Consider the following 18155-nt stretch of genomic DNA (forward strand, 5'->3'; position numbering starts at 1 on the left):
ACCGAGTCTCGAGGCAGAGTCCAACCTGCATCTCCTGGACGAGGCGAACAACGTGCTCTGGACCAAGCGTGCGCCCTCAGACATGGCGGAGGTTTTTCGGGCAGTCAGCGAAGAGCTCGCTACCAGGGGTTCCAGGGCTGGGCCTAGCGACGGCTGGCGCAGAGAGTGGCCGGTTGGGGTCTGGCAAAGCTTGTCTAGGTGAGCGACGCGAGCAGTGCGGCGGTCGTTGCGTCGAGCAACGCCCTGGCATCTCCGTCCGAGACGGGACGCGCTTCGAGGTCCATCGAATGCAGTACTCGGACGACCATCCGTTCGGCCGCGGCTCCTGCTACCCACTCCGCCTCAGCTCGGGACAGCAGTCCTGCCTGCAATGCGAGGCGCAGCTGGACCCAGCCCGAGTCGGGATAATCGTCGGTGGGGGCGAACCTGATCCGTAGCCCACGAAGCTGCTCAATCATCTGGTCCCGATCGATCTGCCCGAGCAGCGCTCGACTAACGGCTTCGTCGACGGAGGGTTCAAGAATCTCGGGACTGTCGGCCACCTCCTCCAGGAGCCTCACGACGGCATCCTGAGGCATCCTGAGCGCGTAAGCGACAGCATCCGGTGAGTATCCGTCCGTCACGCTCTGGTGAACGAAACGTCGCGTGTCGATGTCGTTGACGATCCGCCTTGCCCGGAGTCTGGCCGCACGGGCCGCCAGACTTGTTGACAAGGCTCTCCCGATTCGACGCATTCCGAGGCTCCTTGCGTGGACGAGAGGCGACCTGACAAAGCTGACCGGGGTCCGGCGACTCGAGTTGTCGTTGGCCAGTCAGTTCTTGGCGCAAGAGGCGAGGAACGCCCGGTAGTCCTCCAGGGTTGTATTCGGCTCCTGTGACGGCCCTAGCCCATTGACGGAGTTGCGAGCTTTCACGAGCTGCTTTCGAAGTTCGGATGCATCCGTCTCTGGCACGAGCGCGTCGACGGCCTGACTCTCACACTCGTTGACGCCCCAGTTCTGAGTTCCAAACCCAAGAACTGGCCACCAGTCGGGTCCGCCGCGGGGCCTGAACCCGCGAAGCAAGATGTGTCTTCGCAGAATGATTGTGTTTGGGCGGGCATCGGTGCCTGTCGTCACGACCGCGTGGACGTCCAGCCGGACAGTCAGCGTTCGTGAGGGAGTGCCGTCGTCGAGTTCTGCCGGCTTGCTGGTGGTCGTCCAGTCCGCAGTCACCAACCGAGCAGGTCTCACCGGACGCTGTCCCAACGTCGTGGCGAGGGATGCCTTCCAGTCGTTCCCGAAGACGTCGGGGAGACCGTCATCAACGTTGTCGAGAGTCGCCGCGTAGAGGCTCTCGGTGACGTAGTCGTAGGCTGCATCAAGGCTGAGGTTGGCGGTCCTGCTGCTGAGCGACCGGCGCATCAGCTCAAGGATCTGACGTTTAAACGCGAGTACGTCTGCACGCTCGAAGCCCTGGGGCGGTGCCGTGTGCGCTCCGACGTCCAGCCGTACCGTGCTCAGCGTCTCCGCGTACTTCTCTACCGCGGGCTGAGGCCGGCTGGCGCGTTCGTCCGGTGGGGCGTGGGTGCATCCCGTCAGGACCATGACGGCCGCGGTTGCCACAACCAGTCGTCTCACGTGTGTCTCCTTCGCCCGCTGACGGCCTCCGCGGCGAGTTTACGAGATTTAAAAGTCTTATGCCTATTCATCTCAAATGTTTAGTCTCTGGATTCGAAGGCATGGGATGGATGAACTGACTCCATGCCGCCCTCGTCGCCGAAGCCTCCGGTGTCCGCCGCAACTGGAGAGTTCGGGCACCGCGTCAGGACCCGCCGACACGAACTAGGCCTAAGCCAGGAGAAGCTTGCGGAGCGATCGCAACTTCACTGGTCCTACATCGGTCAGGTCGAGCGAGGGCAGACCAACCTCACCCTCCACAACATCGTCCTCGTCGCCCTGGCGCTGGAGATTGACCCCGGGCAACTCGTTGAGGGCATCACCTCGCTGGGCTGACGAAAACCCGACCGCCGGCCCCGGACCTAGCGGCCGATCCCCGGCCTCGTCCCGGGGTCACTCGATCTGTGAACACAGTTCGGGCACGCAAAGAGGAGCCATGTCGATCGGCCGACGGATCGGCGCCTTCCTCACGAGTCGGCTGGGAGCGCGGGTTGTGCAGTCATAGCCGGCCGAGTCGACGACCGCTCTGGAGTGCGCCTCCAACTGCTGCGCCCGACCTGAGGCGCATAATCGCTGATTCTAGTTTCGCCGATCTCGCCAGGCCATGACGGCTGACGAAACCAGCAGCAGCGCGATCACGACTCGGCCAAACCACAGGGCGGGCTGAGAGGCGCTGTCCGAACTTCCAGTCGCCGCGACGAGTATGAAGAGGTAGATCATCCAGCCGATAATGATGGAAGCTGCCGCGATCAGCGGTACTAGGAATCTTCGCTCTGACTTCATGCTGGTTCTCAACTCAGGGACGGTCGGCGGTTGGCGTCGGGCGGGTCTCAGAACGATTTTTTCGCCACAAGCGCCGAGCCGCCTGGACCCCGACATACAAGACGGCGGCAACCATAGCGACGCGGTAAACGATCTCGCCGTCCGATGGACCGTCCGACGTGGCCACGCTGATCAGGTTCCACACGATGCCCGGCAGGAACACGATGGACAAAGCCACTAGCACCTTGTCAACGGTCCCGCCTCCTTCGGCGCGTTGATCTTGCATCCTGTCTAGTCCCCCTTCGCGTCCGTGTAGTTCCAACCGAACGAATCCGCGATCACGTTACCGGCACAACCGACGGTAGCTGCGAGAATCCCCTCCGCCGGATCGTAGGGCAAGATGAAATTCTCCTTCGTCTGTGAGTACAGGAGCGAGCCGCCGGCGAAACAGGTTCCGGCAAAGCCGAAAAGATCACTGAGGCCTGGGCCGTACTCTCCCCAGAATGCGGAAGCCTGGTTCGCTACGAAGCCTCCTACCGCAGAGACGCCTGCGTTGACTTTCGAGCCGAAGCCACAAAGGCCTGTCGGGTCGAAGTAGCATCGCCCGCTTGGATCGGACTGATTAATCGGGTCCCCGCCCGCGTAGTTGAAGGCAGTCGTCGAGCGGGGGTCTCCCAGACCGCCCGCCACAGAGTCCGGTTGGGTGAAGTGACCCTGGGTGTCGTAGTAACGAGCGCCGAGCTGGTAGGCGCCGTCACTTCCGCCGCTTTCCAGGTTCTGAGGCGCGCCGAGCCAGCGATACCGGTTGTTGTTGGCCACCGTCTTGTTCGTGTCCGGTGCATCCTGCTCTCCGAAGACCTTGGCTTTTCCGTACGGCGAGTACTTGTAGCCGCCGGTCACGTAACCGGACGGGTAGGTGAGCCAGATGGTGTTGCCATTGGGTTCGGTCACGTAGTTCACGCGCTGTGTGCCGAATCGGTAGGAGAGGATCGTGCCTGACGGATCTCGAACGACATAGAGAATTGTCGATCCTCCGGCTGTGACTGCTGAGACACCAAGCGGCCCGGTGACTTCGCGGTTCGTCGAGATGTTCGCCCGGACGTCGTTGCCCTGGTCGTGGTACCTCATCGCGAGGCCGTCGATGTTGGTGACCTGGTTGCGGTCGTTGACGGTGTAGCTGTCGGTCCCGGTCCCGCTGCCCAGGCTGTTGCCGGACGCGTCGCTGTTGACGGTTGTGTCACCGGTCGGGGTTGAGGAGCAGGCGCGCGGGGCGTACGTCGGGGTGCCGCCGGTCTCGTTGTTGTCGCCCTTCCAGCAGAGCTGACCGGGCTTGTTGTAGCCGAAATATGTCGGGGTCGAGTTGACGACTTCCTTCTTGAGGTTGCCGACCTTGTCGTACTCGTAGGTGTAGTCGGGTTGACCGGACTTGTTGTCCGCTGCGCCTGTGAGCCGTTCCTTGGTGTCGTAGGTGTAGTCAATGGTGCTCTGCTGGTCCGTGTAGGGACTGGTGGTGACGTTACGGCGCTGCAGTTGAGGCGAGTCGACCTTGATGGACGGGAACGCGGGGAACGGGGTCAGGGTGTAGTCGTAACCGACCTTGCCCACGACCGTTCCGGAGTGCTTCTCAAGCCGGAGCTCCTTGGGTCGTCCGTTTTTGTAGTAGTCGTACTCGACGCGCGCACCGTCGCTGCCGCTCGGCTTGGGGAATGTCACGCTTTGTCGACGTCCGTCGTCGTCTGAGGTGATGGTGATGTCTTCGCCGCCCTCGGTAACCCGGGTGAGACGGTTGGCGCTGTCGTAGCCGTAGGTGACTACGTGCCAGGAGCTGGTCCCGCTGACCAATTCTGAGTGTGAGGTCAGGTTCCCGACGCCGTCGTAGGCCAGGGCGACGGAGTCGTTCCCGCCACCGTAGGCCGGCGTGGTCTGGCTCTTCATCCGGTTCATCCGGTCGAAGACGTAGGAGGTGGTGCCTTCGTCGGTCTTACGGCTGGTCAGGTTGCCTTCGCCGTCGTAGGTGTAGGAGAAGCAGCCCGTGCCGAGGTTCAGGGAGCACAGGAGCGAGTTCGCCCCGTTGAACAGGACGGACGTCGTCCGGTCGTTCTTGTCGTAGGCGTAGGTGGTGGCGAGTCCGCGGCCGTCGGTGACGGTCAGGACGCGGCCTGCACCGTCGTATGTGTAGGAGGTGCAGAGCTTTCGGGTAGATCCAGTCGAGCAGTCACCGCCAGGCTTGCGGATTGACTTGACCTGCCACTGGGACCCGGGCACGAAACTAGAACCGTCAATCGCCGCGGACTTCCAGTAGGTGTAGATGGTCTTGTCGTCATCGGTGGGGCTGGAGCCGGCGTTGCCGTCCCAGGCCTTCTCGACCACGCCGTTGTCGTCGTTGTACGTGCGGTGAGCCTCGACGGCGTTGCTGGGCGAGGAGCCGCAGACACCGAACGGCATGTTCGGATCCGTGCTGCTGTAGGGCGCGGTGGCACCCATGGCCGAGTCCTTGACTCGGCCCTTCGAGTCGTAGGTGTACTTCGTGCAGCTGTTCGCGCCAGAGCGGACGGCCGACGGAAGGTAGTCGCTCCCCGGCACTGTGCCTGGCGTCGCGTACTCGTATCCAGTCGATGACGCCATGTCGGCGGCGTTTTTCGGTTCTGTGACCTGGTCGAGGCGGTCGGGGAAACTGTCTGAATACTTGCCAACGGTTGAGCCGGTGGGTCCGGTGCCGGTCGGTGAGGTGATGTTGGTCGGACCGTTGTCGGCGGAGTACTGCGTTGACTGTTTGTTGCCAAGGGCGTCGTAAACCCAGGCGATGCGGTCGGCACTTCCGTCGTCTCGCTTGGCGAAGCAGTAGGTCGTGCCCTTGTTGTTGGGGTCGGTGACGGTGGTCCATTCGTCGCCGTTCCCATCGCACTTTGTCGGTCGGGCGTCGAGGTAGTCGAAGGTGTACGTGTAGGCGGTGTCGGCGCCGTTGACGTACCGGTAGCCGAACTGCTTCGCCTGGCCGCTCTCGTAGGTGATGGTGGTCTTGTTGGTGCCTTCGGCTGTCCCTGGACTGGTGAGGGTGCTCAGTCGGTTCGAGGTGTAGGCGTAGGTGGTGCTCTGGCCAACCGCGTCGGTGTATCCGGTCAGCAGGCCTGAGGTGTAGCTGTAGTTCCAGGTTCTCGCTCCGACGCCGCTCTCGGCGGCCGAGGCGATCTGAGTGATCGTGTTGCCGCTGTAGGTGACGTTGTAGGTGCGGTTCGACGCGTCGGTGATAGTGCTCCACTTGGGTCGGGTTCCGGCTGTGCCGTCGTAGGTCATGGTGATCGCGTTGCCGGACCTGTCTTTGATCTTCGTCAGGTAGGCGTTGCCACTGCCGTCAACGGTGCCGAAGACCCAGGTGGTGCGACTCTTGCGGAACGTGAGGGTGAAGCCGTCACCGGGATCGATGTACTCCAGGTCCGCGCCAGAGCCTCCGATGGGTGTGGAGAACTTCTTGTAGTCGTTTGACCCACTGTCGGCGCTCTTACGCGTGAACGAGCCCAGAACGGTGCCGGAGGGGCCGTGGAAGTTGTACCGGTAGGCGTCCTTCTTCTCCAGGTACACGTCCGGGCCGATGCCGAACTGCCAGCCCTGGCCCAGGGTCGTGTTGGTCAGGGTGGCCTGGGAGTTGTAGGTCCGCTGCAGGTTCAGGTTCAGACCTATCCCGTTGATCGAGGCGTCCGATGCCGACACGACGGCGTTGCCGTTGCGGTGGTTGGCGGAGAGCGACGAGTGGTCGTTCAGCGAGTGGTTGGTCATCGAGTACCAGGACTGGGTACCGAGGTCGGGCTGCACCGTGATGTCAAGGGTCGGGATGACGTCGGCTGTCTTGCAGTAGCTGGTGGTGGAGTCGAAGTTGATCGAGCAGAACCGCTTTTCCTGGGTCTGGTCCAACTCGTCGGGGGCGCGGAGCACTACCGCCTGCTCCGGTCCGCCGCTGACGCCGGTCGGCGGGTTGCCCGGGTCGGCGTTCTGTTGGGCGCCGGCCCATCCCCTGACCATGGGGGTGACGTCCACGTCGACGAACCCGGCGCCTGAGCAGCCGGCGGTGGCGGCCTTGTTGAAGGATACTGTGGTGCGCCACCGGGCGTCGTAGTTGACCACGGGCTGCCCTGACAGCCAGGTCGGGTATGCGGCGACCTTGCCGTCCACGGGGTAGAAGCCCGTGGGCTGCGGTCCACACCCTGTCGAGCCTGCTCCGGAGCTGTACTGCTTCAACGTGAGCTTCGCCTGGTCAACGACGGTGCCGAGGACTCGGTTGTACTTGAACACGATCACGGACCGGAAGCGCCTGGCACCGTCGTCTGATCCGACCCGGAGGTTGAAGTCTTCGGTGTGGCTGGTGTCGCCGGATGCCTGGTTGCTGAAGTAGAAGGTGTCGCCGCGGCGCGGCAGTGAGATGGTCGGGTCGATGGTCACGGGGTACTTGCGCTCGGAGGACTGCAGGTACTTGGTGGAGGGTCGAAGCTCCAGTACGTAGTCGTCGCCGGACGCTTCGAGGGTTGCGGCTACATCGGCCGGGCTGGTCGGGTCTCCGGCGGAGTCGACGTTCGAGTCCCACATCACCAGTCGGCGGCTCGTGGCAACTTCGGTGTCACCGTCGAGGAAGGTCAGGTGCTGGTCCTTCAGCACGACCTTGAGGCCGCCTGCCTTGATGGTGAAGCGGTAGACAGGTTCGCCTGTCGGGGCCTGCGGGAGTTCGATGTTGGTGGTGAAGCCACCGGAGACGGGACCGACCTCGACGGTGCTTGGCGCGCTCTTGGGCTCGTCCGGGGCCGTTGTGGTCTTCGGCTCGGGGGTGGCTGACTCGGAGGGTCCGGGAGATGCCTCGGCGTCCGGTTGGTTGTTCTGCGTCTCGTCGTTCGCGTTGGTTGGCGTTGGAGAGGGAGTCTTCTCGTCGCGAGATGCCGCATCTGGCGTTGATGCTTTTTCGGACTCGATCTGGTAGCGCGCCACTGGTCCGTCGACGGTGGGGGCAGCGAGGTCTCGGTCGAGGCTCAGCTCGATCTTGCGGCCCTTGCCGACGTCGAGGCTCGAGACGGGGCCGGTGCCGTCGGCGCTGAACGAGACGTCGTCGGTTGAGACCTTCGGGGCGAGACGCTTGCCTTCCTCGGTGAGGTCGAGGTCGATTGGGACGTACTTGCCGTCGGTGTCCTTTGCGCGGATCGGCGCGAGCGCTTGCTTCTGTGTGACCGTTCCGTCGGGGTTGGCGAAGACTGTCGTGGTCGCGTCACGTTCGGAGACAACCTCGACGGCCTTGTTTGACTTGCGGGAGGCCTCCAGCGCCTTCGCGACTTCCGAGGCCGAACCGTCGGTCTTGTTTCGGTTTGGCTTCGAGCTGGGGGCGTCGGAGAGGCCTGGTTCGTCGGCCGCGACGGCCACCGGTGCGCCAACGAGCACACTTCCGACCAGGACAGCAGCCGCCAGTTGGCGTGAGAAGTTGATCGACCGGCAGAACGACATACGGGGCCCCCTCGCGAGTACCACTGCTCGCCGGCCCATCCGCCGAGTCCATGGTCATAGGCACAACGGTCACCCCTGACGTTGTGCGAATCGAATACAGCACGTAGGCGCGGAAGTAGACAACGGTCTGGAGGGATGAACTCCTCCTCAGAGAGTTGGCCGGGCATTTCTTGCCGGCGTGTGTCGGAGGTCGGGAGCAGACTGGCTGGCGGAGGTACCACCTATATGTCCCAGTCAGATCGGAACAGCGGAAAGTCCTGGTCGAGCCAGGACAAGAGCGACCTGAAACGCCTTGCCGGCGAGAACACACCGACACGTGTCATCGGGCTGAAGCTAGGCCGAACAGAGGACGCGGTCAGGTCTCAGGCCTCGAAGCAGGACGTATCACTCAAGCCGACTAACCAGTCGCCCTACAACCGCCGGAAGAAGTAGTACCACAGTGACTGACACGACGTCGGACGAAGATCCTCTTCTCGAGCAGCGCGAGTGGCTCAACGAAATCCTGGAGAACGTTGACTCGAACAACACTGTTCGCCAACCACCGGTCGCTGTCGTGGAAGCACTCCTTGCCTTGGGTCTGCCGTTCGACATCGGCTGGTCAGAATTCACGCACGACCGCCGCACCGAGATCACGACCTGGTCCTGCACCCTCGCCACGAACGAACACTTCGTCGAGGTCTCAGCGAAGGCGCAACGATCTGGGCGCGGTGTCTGGACCGGAAACGAACGAACCGAGACCAGATACGCGTCTCCACCGCGGGTTGTAGTCGACGTTTTCCGACTCGACGCCGTCGTGGCCCTGACGCTCGACATCGCAGGAGCCTCGGACGTCGCCGACGACCCGAGACCTGGACAGCAGACCTGGAATTTCCGGTTCGCCGACGACGAGACGCGGGACTTCGTCGTAGACAACGACACCACAGGGCCAAACGCTGCCACCGCAGCGTTCTGTCGACGGCTGGCCGCGAACGTCTGACACCAGCCCCCGTGCCACGAACGGATCGGAGAAAGGACGGCCATGCCGATCTACTGCGTCAACAAGCACGCGCAGTCCAATGGCGACCATGAGGTTCACGACGTGACCTCGGCCCACGGGTGTCTTCCAGTGCCCTGGAACCGTGTCGACCTTGGCTATCACCCGAGCTGCACCGGTGCCGTCGCAAAGGCCCAGCGCTACTACGCGAACGTTGACGGTTGCCGCTGGTGCGCCACCCTCTGTCACACCTCATAGTCTGGTCGTCGTCGATGCACGGGACGGGCGTGCGAAAGTACCTACCGAGCACCGGTTTGTACTGCCTCAGTGCTTTGATGGCCCTGAAACCTGGACCTCCGGGGCGTCCGGGGCGTCCGGGGCGTCCGATGACGTGATCTGGTCGCTCCGAGAGCGTCATGTTGTGCTGAGCGTCAGAGGCCCGAGCCGGCGCTACGGTTTGGCGGTGAAGTTGACAGAGGACGAGCCAGGTCTGAACGACGACGATGCACTTTCGCTGTGGGTCGGACGGGTCGCTCGCACGCATGCACTCCTGGAGTATGGCGTCGCGAATGTCCACCACCTACTGGTTCGCCCGGGCGACGACTCTCCTCCGGCCAACTCGGCAAAGAGCTTCAGTCAACTTGTCAGCGAGTGCCGCAAGCGGGTCTCGGGATCGGATGCATACCTGGAGATTCGGGAGCCGGGCGTCGGGGCCTTGGACGGGGCCCGGGACGCAGGGCTCGCGCGCAATCGGGTGGTTCACGACATGTGGCTGCCAGATCCCCGAGGTGACGACTCGGGGCCGCAGGGGTGGAACACCTACCGTCGACTTGGCGATCACCCCGCGCCGTACTCCTCCGCGGCGCTTCAAGGTCTCACTCACGTCATCGACGCCCACACCCTCTTAGTGCGCACTCGAGTGCGGGTCTCGGGACTGTTCATGGCGCTCTACGCCCTCTCTCCGCCGGAAGGCACGCGCCAGAAATCACCGAAAGGCTCGGTCCAGGACAGGTACATCGCGCTCATGAACGACCGGTTCACACTCAGTCCGAACGGCGACTATAACGTCGCCTGAGCACACCATTTCGGTCCCTGTCCAGCTGTCCGAAACGGAATCTATGAATATCCGAGCGCCCGCGACGGATGCGATCAGAAGCCGCAACACGTACGACCGGCCCCGCTCGAAAATTCAGCGCTGCTGAAATACCGGCACGACCCAGCCCCCGTCGAAATCCCTCCATGCTCCGAAGTCGTAGGTCACGCCCCACGACCCAAGCGCCAGGTTGATCTTCTCCCAGTCGTTCTGGTCGTGCAGGTCACCCGAGAACCCAGGAAGCTCAATGAGCTTGCCCTGCGGATGATGGTCCGGGGACGGATCCAACCGAAGTCGCCAGACTCCGGCGTCCTCGCTATAAGCGACCACCGCGAGTCTTGTGTCCTCTGCCATATCTGGATAGTACGTCGCGAGCAACGACGGCCTTGGTGGCGAGTCGAGGCCCACCTGATGTTGTCAAGGTCCATCTGCAGACTTCCCGCCCCAGCGACCATGCGGGCGGAACCCGTCTCGGCCCAGGCGTGTTGCTCAGAACTCAGAATCTAGCGACGGGCTCCGACATCCCCACGCTTCGCCAACTTCCAGAATGTGCCGTTCGTGACTGACGGATGCATCTCGCAGATCGCAAAGTCGCCAGCATTCGGCCGTCCAGAGCGGCTTGCGGAACTGTCGAACCTTCTGCTCGGTACGTACTAACCAATCGCTCTCGGCCCAGCCCTGCGTGCGCCGTGTTCCGGCAGCCCTTCGTGCACGGCCTGAAAGCACGCGCAATCCAAGGGTGACCGTGAGGCCCACGACGTGGCCTCGCCCCAGGGGTGTCTTCCGGTTCCCTCGAACCGCGTCGACCTCGGGTACTACCCAAGCTGGGGGCATCGTCGCGAGAGCCTGGGGCGTAGCAATGCCTGGGCGTGGCCGGGAGGCTTTCTGCTTTAACCCGTGGTGGGGTCGGCCGCACCCACTACAGCCGACTCCGCCACGGACGAATGGGAGACTGGGGCCGTCTCTGTCGCTGTGGTGACCGAGGCGGTGTCCCGAGATGTTCAGCCGGCGAGGAGCCAGATGGCGCTGTTGTCGTCCTTCTAGAGCCAAAGCCGGTCAATCCTTGACCAGCGGGGTTCCGTCCAGAAGTCCGTCGCAGTTCATGTCCCGGGTGCGGCTCAGGCGCGCGTCCCATCGAAGCGTCGCGGCGCCCAGTACGGCTGCCGTGATCGAGGCCGCCAGCACTGCTGCTTTGGCCGATGCGAGGCTCGCTGGGTCGTCGTAGGAAAGTTCTGTCACCAGGAGTGACACCGTGAATCCAATACCGGCAAGAAGGCCGATGGGCAGGAGGTCCCGTAGGCCGATTCCCTGGGGCAGTCGAAGTGGGGTGAGGCGAGTTACGAGTGCGGTTGTCCCCAGGACCCCTACGACCTTGCCGAGAACGAGACCTGCGACCACGCCATGCGTGATTGGCGAGGAGAGCATTCGATTGACCTCCCCGATAACGGTGACGCCTGCCGTCAGGAATGCGAAGACCGGTAGTGCGATTCCGGACGAGACGACGTCGAATCGGCTCGATAGGTTCTCGGCGCGACCCTCAGTCTCCCCGTCCCTAGGCAGGGCGGGCACGCAGAAGCCGAGCATCACGCCCGCTACGGTCTCGTGGACTCCGGACTGATGCATGAGGTACCAGGCAAGAAGCGCAAGCGGGACTAGCGTCGACGCGCGGAGACGACGTCGGGTCGCGGCCCATCTGAACAGGACGAGCACCAGTGCGACCCCCACGAGATACAACAGGTGCAGCTCAGCGGCGTAAAAAATGGCTATGACGGCGATGGCTAGCAAGTCGTCAACCACCGCCAAGGTCAGCAGGAAGGTGCGGAGCGCGAGAGGAAGTCCGCGACCGAGGACGGCGAACACGGCCAGCGCAAACGCAATGTCGGTCGCCATCGGGATTCCCCACCCGTGTGCGCCGTCGCCTGCGCCGCCAGTCAATGTCACCGCGGTAAAAAGGGCCGCCGGCACAACCATGCCGCCGACCGCTGCGAGCATCGGGACGGCAGCCTGCCGGGGATCACGCAGGCTGCCGACCCGGGCTTCGTGCTTCAGTTCGAGTCCGACTACGAAGAAGAAGACCGTGAGTAGTCCGTCAGCGGCCCAATGTGTCAGCGTCAGGTCGAGATTCCAAGACGAGGGGCCTACGACCGCGTCTGTGAGCGCGCGATAGGTCGCTCGCCATGGAGAGTTGGCCCAGGCCAGTGCGATGATCGCGGCAACCATTAGCAGGATTCCACCGGACGTCTCACGGCGCAGCCAAGCTCTGGCGCGCCGCACGGGCAGGATCAGCGACATTCAGTTCCTCGGGTTTGGGGGGCCGCCGGGCAGGTGAGCCGACGCGGTCGGGGCCCGTAGATCAATCGGATCGATCACAGCGGGACGCAAGAAGGCGGGTCGGGGCGGGCGTTTCGCCCGACCCGACCCGCCTTCCAGTCAGACCGACGACTCTTGCTGTGCGCTGTCGAACATCTGCTCCTCAGCCAGCGGACGGCGCGACCAGTAACTGGCGAGAAGTGAGCCGGACACGTTGTGCCAGACCGAGAAGATCGCGGCGGGCAGGGCTGCGGCAGGCGCGAAGTGCACGGTGGCCAAGGCCGCGGCGAGGCCGGAGTTCTGCATTCCAACCTCGATGCTCACGGCGCGGCTGCTGGATTTCGGCAGGCCGCAAAGGGTTCCGATCGTGTATCCCAGAGTGAGCCCGCCGATGTTGTGAAGGATGACGGCTACGACGATCGTGAGACCGACCGAGGTGAGGGTGGACGCGCTTCCTGCCACGACCGCCAGGACCACGCCGGTGATTCCGGCGACAGAGATCAGTGGCAGCGTGTCAATGATTCGGTCGACGAACTTCGGGAAGACCAACCGGAGAACGAGTCCGAGAATGACCGGAACCAGCACGATCTTGACGATAGAGACGAAGAGCGCGCTCCCGGAGACCGGCAGGTCCTCACCGACGAGGAGCAGGACGAGAAGCGGGGTCAGCACCGGCGCGAGCAGGGTGGACACCGACGTCATGGCGACTGACAGGGCGGTGTCGCCCTTCGCGAGGAAGACCATGACGTTCGATGCGGTGCCGCCCGGAGCACAGCCCACGAGAATCATGCCGGCGGTGAGCACGGGTGACATGTTGAGGGCGTGGGCGATGCCCCAGCCCAGCCCCGGCATGACCGTGTACTGGGCGACAATGCCAAGAATCATTGCCCACGGGCGCTTGGCGATGATTGCGAAGTCGACCGGCCTCAGTGTCATGCCCATGCCAAGCATGATCACGGTCAGAAGCCACGGGATCGCGGAGCCCCATCCGGCGAACGTGTCCGGGGTGGCGAGTGCGATACCGCCAGCTGCGACCACGATGAGGGCGAACCATTTGCCGACGAATTCGCCGATGTTCTTCAACGCAAGCATCTTCAATCCTTTTGGGAGGCCGGTGTCGGCACATGGCTCTGTGGAGCCGACGCTGTGTCCGACTACGCAACTGTGGTGCCAGTCACACCAGCCCGCCAGACTGCCTCAGTGCTATCAGTGAGACCACCACCCGGCCGTCGAACTGGTGGACGTCCCGCGAGAAACCAGCGAGGCACTATCCGACCGCTAAGTAGGCCGCGAGACCAAATCCCGCTACTGAGATCGCGAGACGTAGCGGAGCCTCCGGCAGCCTTCGCATGACTCGAGGGCCAACCCAGCTGCCAAGCAGCGCACCAGTCGACAGCGGAATTCCGGCTCGGAGGTCCACTGGGGCAGCCACCATAAGGACGGCGGCCGCTACCAAGTTGGCGGCTCCGGAACAGACGTTTCTGATCGCGGCGGTGACCTGGACTGAGGCGACTTCCCGTATCGACAGGACCCCCATCATGAGAACTCCCGCGCCCGCAGCGAAGTAGCCGCCGTACAGGCCGGCCAGGACAACAGCCGGAGAGTGCCGGGGGCGGTGGCGACCTGCCGCCGGATCACAAGACGCGGCCCTCCTGCGGATCGCTGGTCCCGCCAGCACCATCGTTGCTCCCGCAGCGACCAAGAGCGGGACGACTGCCCCGAAGACAGCGTCCGGTGTCAGCAGCAGCACCATCACACCGCCAGCGCCCCCCACTCCAGCCTGCAGGGCGAGCGGCACAATCGTTCGCCAACGTCCTCGAAGCTCTGGCCGCGCACCCGCGATGGACCCGACGCTGGTTGACAGCATCGCCACGGTATTGGTCACGTTGGCGGCGACTGGAGAGAGCCCGACAGACAAGAGCGCCGGGTAGCTCGCGATGGAGGCGAGTCCGGCAATCGCACCACACAGACCTGCGACCGTTCCGGCGGCGAACAGTGCCACGAAGGTCAGCGACGTCACGCTGTCCGCCCGCTGCTGTCCGTAGCTACCGGTGTCGATGTCGTGTGAGACAGATGGCGGGAGGACAGCGAAGCGGCAGTCATGGTCTCAAGGACGCCACGGGATGCTCGACATGCGGAAGGCGCGTGGCTGTCCTAGTACTGGCACTAACAACAGGAGTTCGGCCTCACCGAAGTGACTTATCGTGGCGTGATGTCCAATACGTCCGCACAGCAGGCTGAGCTTGCATCTTTTCTCCGGACACGTCGCGCCAGCGTTCGACGCGCGGACTTCGACCTGCCAGAGCTTCGCGGGGGGCGCACTACCGGACTTCGTCGTGAGGAGGTCGCTGTCCTTGTGGGGGTGAGTGTCACCTGGTACACGTGGCTGGAGCAGGGGCGCAAAGCCAATCCGTCCCGCCAGGTGCTGGACGCCATCGCTCGAGAACTCCGGTTCTCAAGTGCCGAGCACGCTTACGTCCTGGCTCTCGGAGGGTTCGGCCCGCCTGTCTCGCTCGATCAGGACCCCGTGTGCGCCGTCCCCGATCACCTCAGCAGGCTGCTGGAGGGTTGGTCGGAATCTCCGGCGTTCGCGATAACTGCTTCGTGGGACATTGTCGCTTGGAACAAGGCGTACGAGGCGCTCTATCCGGGTGTGGGTGAGCATCAGCTCGGGCGCCGCAATCTCTTGTGGGCAGTCTTCATGGACCCGTACGTCAGGCGCATGCTGCCGGAGTGGTCGACCGATAGTGCTCACTTCGTCGGCGAATTTCGAGTCGACTACGCGACTCATTTGTCCAGCCCGGCGATGAAAGAGCTTGTGAATGAGTTGCGGCGACGGAGCGATGAGTTCGAGGACGTTTGGACCGCCCACGGCATCGAGCGCTTTTCATCTCGCATGCGGCGGTTTCATCACCCGTCTGTAGGTGACCTAGCCCTCGAAGTTCATCGGCTGGTGCTGTCGGACGATCCCAACCTTCACTTGATTGTTTACTCGGCCGTTCCGGGCGTGACAGACACAACGGCTCTCGCCACGTTGGTCGAGTCCTCTAACTGACCCTCGGCAGACGGGGTGGTGGCTTGGTTCGACATGCTGCTTGAGGCTTGCAGTTCCACCCGCTCCTGTGGGCGAACGATCTCCTCGACATCACGCTCGTACGTGAGTCGTCGGTCGCACCTGACGCGGCACAGGCAGTCTCAGTACTAGGAGGAGCGCAGTCTTCTCGAATGTGGTGGCCAGGGCAGACGCTGAACCATGCCACAACTCAGATCTCGCACCGTGACGCACGGACGGAACATGGCCGGTGCCCGCGCCCTTCTTCAGGCCGCTGGTGTTAACCGGAAAGACATCGGTAAGCCGATCGTCGCCGTCGCCAACAGTTTCACCGAGTTTGTGCCAGGACACACACATCTACAACCCGTCGGCCGAATCGTCAGCGAGGCCATCTCGGAGGCGGGGGCCATTCCCCGCGAGTTCAACACCATTGCGGTCGACGACGGGATCGCGATGGGCCACTCCGGGATGCTCTACTCCTTGCCGTCGCGCGACCTGATCGCCGACTCGGTCGAGTACATGGTCAACGCGCACTGCGCGGATGCGCTTGTTTGTATCTCCAACTGCGACAAGATCACACCGGGCATGTTGATGGCGGCGCTACGCCTCAACATTCCGACGGTCTTCGTGTCGGGAGGACCCATGGAGGGCGGCACGGCCGTGCTCGTCGATGGGTCTGTCCGCACACGCCTGAGCCTCATCTCGCCGATGACGGACGCCGTGTCCGACACTGTTTCCGACGAAGATCTTCAGCGCGTCGAGGACGCGGCGTGTCCGACGTGTGGGTCGTGTTCGGGCATGTTCACCGCCAACTCCATGAACTGTCTGGTCGAGGCTCTCGGTCTGGCGCTTCCAGGCAACGGGACGACACTCGCCACACACACAGCACGGCGTCAGCTCTACATCGACGCAGGACACGCCGTCGTGGACATCGCGACCCGCTACTACGAGAACGACGACGAGAGCGTTCTGCCGCGGTCCATCGCAAGTAGCGAGGCGTTCGACAACGCCATGTCGTTGGACATTGCGTTCGGTGGCTCCACCAATACCGTGCTTCATCTTCTCGCCGCTGCGCACGAGGCGGGGCTGGACTACACGCTGAAGGACATCGAGGCCCGGTCGGCCCAGGTTCCCTGCCTCACGAAGGTAGCTCCGAACGGTCCGTACTTGATCGAGGACGTGCACCGCGCTGGCGGGGTCCCAGCAATCCTTGGCGAACTTGACCGCGCTGGACTCCTTGATCGCTCCGTGTCGACGGTCCATGGCAGGACGTTCACCGAGTGGTTGGCTGACTGGGACGTCCGTTCCGGCACCGCCACCCCGGAGGCCCTGGAGCTGTTCCACGCTGCGCCAGGATGCAAACGTTCGTCCACTGCCTTCTCGCAGTCGGAACGTTGGGAGTCTCTGGACCTGGACCAGGCGGAGGGCTGCATTCGCAGCATCGCCCACGCTCACTCGGTGGATGGAGGGCTGGCCGTTCTGCGCGGCAACCTCGCTGTGGACGGCAGCGTCGTCAAGACGGCCGGTGTAGATCCGGCAATGCTGCTCTTCACCGGCCAGGCGGTTGTCGTCGAGTCGCAGGAGGAGGCGGTCGACGCGATCCTCACGGGCCGTGTCACCCCAGGCTCGGTGCTCGTCGTCCGCTACGAAGGTCCCCGCGGTGGGCCTGGCATGCAGGAGATGCTCTACCCGACGACCTTTATGAAGGGCAGGGGCCTCAGCGGATCGTGTGCTCTCATCACCGACGGCCGGTTCTCGGGCGGAAGTTCTGGTCTTTCCATCGGTCACATCTCCCCTGAAGCAGCAGCTGGTGGACTGATCGCCGTTGTCCAGGACGGTGACGAGATCACTATCGACATCAACCGTCGTTCGATGGACGTCAACCTGTCTCAGGAGACCATCGATGCTCGCAGGTCTGCTATCACCTCGTACACGCCAGCCAACCGACGCCGGGAAGTGTCAGTAGCCCTGAGGGCCTACGCGGCCATGGCGCTCTCGGCGGACAAGGGCGCCGTCCGTGACGTGACCAGGATCGAAGCCGTGCAGTGAGATAGGCGCTTGAGGTCGAGGGGCTACCTGTGCGCTATCCGTCGCGGGTGGTCCCTCGGTGCTTTCATCTCATCTGCAGAAATCACCAACCCCGTCTCCGTCGAAGATCTTCGTCGGGACGCATGAACGGAGCCGCATGGCCAGCATCGACGAACTCGACGTCGAGATCTTGGAACGTCTCCGTGACGACGCTCGCCGCGGTGTTGTTGAGATCGCGTCAGATCTCAGGATTAGTCGAAACACCGTGCACCAACGGCTCAAGCGACTGACAGACGAGGGGATCCTCGCCGGCTTCATCCCGCACATCGACCTTGCCGCAATCGGGTTGCCCGTACGCGCCAACGTGAGTCTTGAGCTTGACCAGCGTCGGCTCAGGCACGTTATCGAAGAGACCGCACGGATCCCGTACGTCCTTGAGATCAAGACTCAAGCCGGACGAGAGGACTTGCTTGTTGAAATCGCGGGCTCCACCTTGGAAGAGATACAGAAGATCGCGTCGTTGATGGTCCACATTGATGGTGTCAGGCACACGACCACCACCCTTATCGTCTCTACCCCGCTTCCGTACCGGGTCGGCCCCATCCTTCGTCACGTGTTCTCGGGAAGCGGTTGGGGGCGATCCACACCACTACCGTGAACGTCCTCGCTGTCTCGTTCCGCGTTCAGTTGAAGCTCGCTGGTCAGACTTCATTCTCCGAGACGGGGAGCAACTTACCTAGGCGTGGGAGTGGAGCGGCTTGCCGGCCAGGGCGAGGGCGGCCTCGCCGAGGGCCTCGTTCT

General features: G+C 63.4%; 13 protein-coding genes. 6 read left to right on the forward strand and 7 right to left on the reverse strand.

The annotated features are described in order from the left end of the window. Positions 1-194 precede the first annotated feature (194 nt). Positions 195-560 carry a hypothetical protein gene (locus tag ASD11_RS15060; RefSeq protein ID WP_156464825.1) on the reverse strand — a complete coding sequence of 122 codons (366 nt, stop codon included), beginning with the start codon at positions 558-560 and terminating at the stop codon, positions 195-197. Between the two features lie 252 nt (positions 561-812). Beyond that, positions 813-1619: a hypothetical protein gene (locus ASD11_RS15065; protein WP_156464826.1), complete on the reverse strand. Its 807-nt coding sequence runs from the start codon at positions 1617-1619 to the stop codon at positions 813-815. Positions 1620-1742: 123 nt separating this feature from the next. Here ASD11_RS15065 and ASD11_RS18950 point away from each other — a divergent pair, with 123 nt between their 5' ends. Continuing rightward, positions 1743-1994 carry a helix-turn-helix domain-containing protein gene (locus tag ASD11_RS18950; protein ID WP_056289433.1) on the forward strand — a complete coding sequence of 84 codons (252 nt, stop codon included), beginning with the start codon at positions 1743-1745 and terminating at the stop codon, positions 1992-1994. A 717-nt stretch (positions 1995-2711) separates the two neighbouring features. On the opposite strand, the gene ASD11_RS15080 is transcribed toward ASD11_RS18950, so the two are convergent. After that, on the reverse strand, positions 2712-7898 hold the full coding sequence (locus tag ASD11_RS15080; RefSeq protein WP_156464827.1) for an RHS repeat-associated core domain-containing protein: 5187 nt from the start codon (positions 7896-7898) through the stop codon (positions 2712-2714). A 439-nt stretch (positions 7899-8337) separates the two neighbouring features. Between ASD11_RS15080 and ASD11_RS15085 the strand changes: the two genes are divergently transcribed. Further along, on the forward strand, positions 8338-8874 hold the full coding sequence (locus ASD11_RS15085; RefSeq protein ID WP_056289443.1) for a hypothetical protein: 537 nt from the start codon (positions 8338-8340) through the stop codon (positions 8872-8874). 460 nt (positions 8875-9334) lie between these two features. Beyond that, a complete protein-coding gene (locus ASD11_RS15090) occupies positions 9335-9946 on the forward strand; it encodes a hypothetical protein (protein WP_156464828.1) in 612 nt (203 codons plus the stop codon). Between the two features lie 114 nt (positions 9947-10060). Here the strand turns inward: ASD11_RS15090 and ASD11_RS15095 are convergent, their stop codons facing one another. From ASD11_RS15095 to ASD11_RS18955, 4 genes are all read right to left on the reverse strand, one after another. Further along, positions 10061-10318, reverse strand: coding sequence for a hypothetical protein (locus ASD11_RS15095; protein ID WP_156464829.1), 258 nt, complete (start codon positions 10316-10318; stop codon positions 10061-10063). Positions 10319-11020: 702 nt separating this feature from the next. Continuing rightward, positions 11021-12256, reverse strand: a complete 1236-nt coding sequence (gene nhaA / locus ASD11_RS15100; protein ID WP_056289453.1) for a Na+/H+ antiporter NhaA — start codon at positions 12254-12256, stop codon at positions 11021-11023. 138 nt (positions 12257-12394) lie between these two features. Beyond that, positions 12395-13366 (reverse strand): bile acid:sodium symporter family protein, encoded by a 972-nt coding sequence (locus ASD11_RS15105; RefSeq protein ID WP_056289455.1) that lies wholly within the window; start codon positions 13364-13366, stop codon positions 12395-12397. Positions 13367-13541: 175 nt separating this feature from the next. Further along, positions 13542-14294: a sulfite exporter TauE/SafE family protein gene (locus ASD11_RS18955; RefSeq protein WP_082554483.1), complete on the reverse strand. Its 753-nt coding sequence runs from the start codon at positions 14292-14294 to the stop codon at positions 13542-13544. Positions 14295-14486: 192 nt separating this feature from the next. Between ASD11_RS18955 and ASD11_RS15110 the strand changes: the two genes are divergently transcribed. The 3 genes from ASD11_RS15110 (at position 14487) to ASD11_RS15120 (ending at position 18012) form a co-directional block, all read left to right on the forward strand. Continuing rightward, positions 14487-15329, forward strand: a complete 843-nt coding sequence (locus tag ASD11_RS15110) for a helix-turn-helix transcriptional regulator (RefSeq protein ID WP_082554484.1) — start codon at positions 14487-14489, stop codon at positions 15327-15329. 198 nt (positions 15330-15527) lie between these two features. Then, positions 15528-17375: a dihydroxy-acid dehydratase gene (gene ilvD / locus ASD11_RS15115; protein WP_056289458.1), complete on the forward strand. Its 1848-nt coding sequence runs from the start codon at positions 15528-15530 to the stop codon at positions 17373-17375. A gap of 136 nt (positions 17376-17511) precedes the next feature. Beyond that, positions 17512-18012 carry an Lrp/AsnC family transcriptional regulator gene (locus ASD11_RS15120; RefSeq protein ID WP_056289460.1) on the forward strand — a complete coding sequence of 167 codons (501 nt, stop codon included), beginning with the start codon at positions 17512-17514 and terminating at the stop codon, positions 18010-18012. Positions 18013-18155: the final 143 nt, after the last annotated feature.

Origin of the sequence: Aeromicrobium sp. Root495, assembly GCF_001426755.1 — a bacterium.
GTDB lineage: Bacteria > Actinomycetota > Actinomycetes > Propionibacteriales > Nocardioidaceae > Aeromicrobium.